This window comes from Serratia sp. ME47 (genome assembly GCF_903970925.1).
Taxonomy (GTDB): domain Bacteria; phylum Pseudomonadota; class Gammaproteobacteria; order Enterobacterales; family Enterobacteriaceae; genus Serratia; species Serratia ureilytica.
In genome coordinates this window covers 1-4,184 of record NZ_CAJCKE010000057.1, presented here as the reverse complement: position 1 = coordinate 4,184, position 4,184 = coordinate 1, and the positions used below count along the sequence as shown (strand labels likewise).

The window sequence follows — 4,184 nt, the reverse complement described above, 5'->3', positions numbered from 1 at the left end:
CTGGCTGTGGAGAATGCGGCGCTGAAGCGCGAGCGCTCTGAACTGAGTGCTATCGGTGAGCTAATCCGCACCCAAGATAACCGTATAACTGACCAGCCATTTTTTGCAGTCATGACCAAACGGGAAATCGTCGCCTCTGAAGACCACGACTGCGACCGTATTTGCTGGGTTGAAAACCAGAGTGGCGATTATATCGAAGCCACAGAGACACAGTATCGGCGCTTGGAGGCCATCTATCAGGCCAAATATGAAGTTAGGGATGGCTGGGATAGATACGCCATGAAAGAGATTGATGTGTTTGTGACCGGCTGCTTTACCGAGCAAGGTTGCAAAGACTACATCAATAAAAATGGTCACAACCTCAATAAACCGTTCATTTACGCCTTTGGAAGCTATCGCAACGATGAATATCAGACAGTGCGGAAATTCATCATGCAGATTCCTGAAACCCCAGCCACTGACGCAGCACTTGCAGCTATCCAGGCGCAGGGAGTGGAGAAGTTTGCCGAGCGCATGCTTACCCTGGCTAATGACCCGACTTACAGCACGGCAAGCCATCGTAATGATTTACGCGATGCTGGCGCCAAGGCGATGAATTACGCCGCCGAGCTGCGGGAGGCCAAATGAAAGAGCGCCCAGTTATGCCAGCAAAAGAGCCGATGGTCGTCAGCTTCTCCGGCGGCCAGTCCTCGGCATTCATGTGCGATTTTCTGTTGCAGAACTACGCCGATTGCTTCGATTTTCATTTTGTCTTTGCGAACACAGGGCGAGAGCACGAAGAGACGCTGAAATTTGTGGATAGATGCGATCGGCACTTCGGATTAAATGTCGTCTGGCTCGAAGGCGTTACCAGCCCGATTCCAGGTGTTGGCATGGCTCACAAGGTAGTGAGATTTGAAACTGCAGCGCGGAACGGCGAGCCATTCGAGCAGCTGATCAGCGTTGAGGGCATCCCAAACGTCTCCCGCCAGAAATGCAGCGATTATCTGAAAACTCAGACGATACGCTCATGGATGCGTGAAGTGGGCTTGGCTCGACGTGGCTGGTCAGCAAAGACGGCTATCGGCATGCGGGCAGATGAGCCGCAGCGCGCTGACCCGAACAAAGATGCAGCAAAACGCTACAACCTCGTTTATCCGCTTTGCCACTGGGGCGGCTTCGATAAGCAGGACGTGAACGACTTCTGGGACGCGATGCCATTCAAGCTGAATATCCCACCGCATCATGGCAACTGCCTGACGTGCTTCAAGAAGAGCGACGCAAAGCTATATCTGATCGCCCACGAGCATCCGGAGTGGTTTGCATGGAATCGTGAGATGGAGCAGAAGCACGGCATGGTAAAAGCCGTTTGTGGCCACACCTGGTGGCGCAGGAAGCGCAACACGGATCAGCTTATCGCCGATGCTCAGCTTGAAGATCGGCAGCGGCTTATCTATCTGACCAAAACCAACCCCGACGACGGCGACGGCTGCGCATCATCATGTGAGCCGTTCCAGTTCGTCGGTGACAGCGCTAGGGAGGTGGAGCGTGGTTAATCAAAACTTCAAGCCAGGGAGCCTGCGCTATTTCGATGAAGAAACCGGCGCGCATGTTGTTTCAGAGCCTGGCTCTACTTCGTACAGCTCAACAGCGATGGCGGCAACTGAATTTTTTAACGGCATCGAGTGGTTGCCGGTAGACGGCGATGAGGAGCCAGAAACGGCAACATGTCCCGGATGCGGAAAGCGTGGCGAGTCAAATCAGAAAGACGGCGGATTCTACTGCTACGGCAGTGACCGTTGCTGTCCATAGGCCCAGGAGAAAGCATTATGAGCAAGCTGACAAATAATCAAATATCTGCGCTGAAAGTAATATCAGCAGGGAAAAATCCAACATCTGCAAAATCGACACTTAATTCTCTTGCGCGACTCAGTCTAATTAAAGTTTACCCGCCATTGGGTTGGGGGATTACTCATTCAGGCATGGCAGCGTTAAAGGAGCTGGCAGATGGACAATAAGCTGAGCGAACTGAGCAAGCCAAAGGCATTCGTTGTTACCGGAGGAAAGATGTATCAAGACCGCGCATTCATGGATAAATCAACGGCTGAACGCTCCAAAGCCGATCGGCATGATGGAGCTGTCGTTGAGCCTCTCTACTCGCAAGAGTACGTCTCCGCCCTGCTGGCCGACAACGAATACATACGCTGGCGCATCAAAGAAATCGATCTGCTGTTCGGCCAAATGCTACTGACTATGCAAGCGGCAGTTATTGAAATTGAACACGGCGAAGGGCCAAACGCTGCGATGGTGTGGATCGTCAATAAATTGGGCGGGCCTGGAGAATTTGCGCCGGATAGCGAAAAAGACGCGCAGGCATATTTCAACCGTGAGTCAGAGAAAATCGACGTTGAGTACAGCAAGTGCATGGACTTCTTTGAATCTCGACGCAAAGCCATGAAGGAGCAGAGCAATGGATAAATTCAGCGAACTGAAAGCGGCCGCAATGGCCGCTACTCCTGGGCCGTGGGGATCTGTATACGACGACTGGAGCGACGGTGATGATGCGCTAATTTCGTCTGAATCCAGAGACGGAATGGTGGCTATCGCGAAAATCGAGGGCGGTGGCCCTGATTCTGGTTATGACGAGCCATTCGGCACTGAGCAGCAGGCAAACACCGCATTCATCGCAGCAGCTAACCCTGCTGTCGTTCTCGAGTTGCTGGCAGAGCTGGAAGCGAAGGATAAGCGCATCGCCGAGCTGGAAGAGGAATTCTCATTCATCATGGGGCAGAACGACGGAATGGAGAAGGAACTGCGTGACAAAGATGCGCGCATTGAACACCTGGAAGCCAAGCTGTTCACCACCCCGCCAGCGCCAGCAGTGCCGGACGAATTGCTCGATGCTATGGAAGAAGTTATCCGCATTTCCGATCGTGACCACGAAGCTTGGGACGAAGCAAAAGCTGCAATCACCGCCTGCCGCGCCGCAATGCTGGCAGCGGCGCCGGATGGATGGATAGCGTGCAGTGAGCGGATGCCTGACGAAACTCAACCGGTAATCGTTGTTTCTGGTGAAGGGGTGGTTCAGCGTACGGTATATCAATTCTGTGATGGTGTTTGGAGTGATTGGTATGACCAGCATGAACATTTGAATGCAGATATGTTCACCCACTGGATGCCATTACCTGCAGCGCCGGAGGGTGGGAATGATCACGATACCCGACGATAACGAAATCATCTCGCGGCTCAGTATAGCCGGTTCCACGCCGGATTCTGTCGCAAGCCTCCTCCGCTGTGCCGGCTACAACGGCATGACCGGTAAAGCCATCCGCCAGCGCTTGATCAAGCTGGAAAAAGAAAACGCCGTTGAGAAAGTCCGCCGTCCTGGTATCCGATCCGCATGCTGGGCACCAATCACCAAATAACCCACCGAAAATATGAAACCACGAATTCCGCAACGAATCAGCATCAAAGCTGAGGGGGTTCTATGCGCCTATAAGAGGGGTGAAAAGAAGCCCAACCAAACCTACCAGCATAAGTATTTGACGCTGCCAGTGGCCCGCTGCTGGCGAATGCTTTCGAAAGACAACGGCAACTCATGGGAAGTCATGAGCCATGAGCGCTACAACAACCAAATCAGGATTTAGCCATGACTAATTACGATCTGATTCATTTCCTCATCGCCGACGGCGGTTTCTATATCCGTGATGAGCATATCGCTATGCTGCAGAAGAAATTTCCTGATGAGGGAATTACCCCGGAAAGGATTTCAAATCTGCGGTTTTCTCTCACAAGCTCCCCATACGTTAAATGCGAAATCACCTTTGTGAAAGCTAACGTCCGCGCACTGAAGGTTTTGTCTGTTGATCCGCTGTACCAGCGTTATGCAAGGAAAAAACCAAGGGGAGCAATCGCAAAACTTACCGACAGCTATTTACTCAGTGAGCCTCCGGAGGTTGTTCGCAGAATCCAACTCATGCAGCTGTTTAACCAGTTGCTTGCCCCCGTAACCCACCAGCGCGCCTACTGATCCCGGAGATAGCCATGTCATTCAAATACAAATCATTGGCCCATCAGGCAGCCGAGGCAGAACGACGCGCCCATTTCGCAGATGCTGCAGAGAAGTGGCGCCAGGCGCTTGAAGCTGCGCGGGCGGTAGATGTTGCTTGGATCCACATCCGCATAGGTTTTTGCGTCAACGCGGC

At 52.6% G+C, this 4,184-nt stretch carries 9 protein-coding genes; all 9 read left to right on the top strand.

Annotated elements, in window-relative coordinates:
• On the top strand, positions 1 to 627 hold a 627-nt coding region (locus H7A77_RS25355), incomplete at its 5' end, for a hypothetical protein (RefSeq protein WP_182074832.1).
• Positions 624 to 1,535, top strand: a complete 912-nt coding sequence (locus H7A77_RS25350; protein WP_182074831.1) for a phosphoadenosine phosphosulfate reductase family protein — start codon at positions 624 to 626, stop codon at positions 1,533 to 1,535. The genes H7A77_RS25355 and H7A77_RS25350, both read left to right, overlap by 4 nt.
• Complete coding sequence (locus H7A77_RS25345) at positions 1,528 to 1,791, top strand: hypothetical protein (RefSeq protein ID WP_182074830.1); 264 nt, start codon at positions 1,528 to 1,530, stop codon at positions 1,789 to 1,791. The genes H7A77_RS25350 and H7A77_RS25345 overlap by 8 nt, the downstream gene beginning before the upstream one ends.
• Before the next feature lie 17 nt (positions 1,792 to 1,808).
• Positions 1,809 to 1,997: a hypothetical protein gene (locus tag H7A77_RS25340; RefSeq protein WP_182074829.1), complete on the top strand. Its 189-nt coding sequence runs from the start codon at positions 1,809 to 1,811 to the stop codon at positions 1,995 to 1,997.
• Positions 1,987 to 2,457, top strand: coding sequence for a hypothetical protein (locus H7A77_RS25335; RefSeq protein ID WP_182074828.1), 471 nt, complete (start codon positions 1,987 to 1,989; stop codon positions 2,455 to 2,457). The genes H7A77_RS25340 and H7A77_RS25335 overlap by 11 nt, the downstream gene beginning before the upstream one ends.
• A complete protein-coding gene (locus H7A77_RS25330) occupies positions 2,450 to 3,208 on the top strand; it encodes a DUF551 domain-containing protein (protein WP_182074827.1) in 759 nt (252 codons plus the stop codon). Before H7A77_RS25335 ends, H7A77_RS25330 begins: the two co-directional genes overlap by 8 nt.
• Positions 3,186 to 3,404, top strand: coding sequence for a hypothetical protein (locus H7A77_RS25325; RefSeq protein WP_048796803.1), 219 nt, complete (start codon positions 3,186 to 3,188; stop codon positions 3,402 to 3,404). Before H7A77_RS25330 ends, H7A77_RS25325 begins: the two co-directional genes overlap by 23 nt.
• A gap of 224 nt (positions 3,405 to 3,628) precedes the next feature.
• Positions 3,629 to 4,009 (top strand): hypothetical protein, encoded by a 381-nt coding sequence (locus tag H7A77_RS25320; RefSeq protein ID WP_182074826.1) that lies wholly within the window; start codon positions 3,629 to 3,631, stop codon positions 4,007 to 4,009.
• A 14-nt stretch (positions 4,010 to 4,023) separates the two neighbouring features.
• Positions 4,024 to 4,184 (top strand): ANR family transcriptional regulator (locus tag H7A77_RS25805; RefSeq protein WP_182074823.1); only part of this gene is annotated, 161 nt, incomplete at its 3' end.

Excerpts from the sequence above, each read along its gene's own strand:
- H7A77_RS25350 (WP_182074831.1), top strand. The coding sequence starts at position 624 with ATGAAAGAGCGCCCAGTTATGCCAGCAAAAGAGCCGATGGTCGTCAGC.
- H7A77_RS25340 (WP_182074829.1), top strand. The coding sequence starts at position 1,809 with ATGAGCAAGCTGACAAATAATCAAATATCTGCGCTGAAAGTAATATCA.
- H7A77_RS25335 (WP_182074828.1), top strand. The coding sequence starts at position 1,987 with ATGGACAATAAGCTGAGCGAACTGAGCAAGCCAAAGGCATTCGTTGTT.
- H7A77_RS25330 (WP_182074827.1), top strand. The coding sequence starts at position 2,450 with ATGGATAAATTCAGCGAACTGAAAGCGGCCGCAATGGCCGCTACTCCT.
- H7A77_RS25325 (WP_048796803.1), top strand. The coding sequence starts at position 3,186 with ATGATCACGATACCCGACGATAACGAAATCATCTCGCGGCTCAGTATA.
- H7A77_RS25320 (WP_182074826.1), top strand. The coding sequence starts at position 3,629 with ATGACTAATTACGATCTGATTCATTTCCTCATCGCCGACGGCGGTTTC.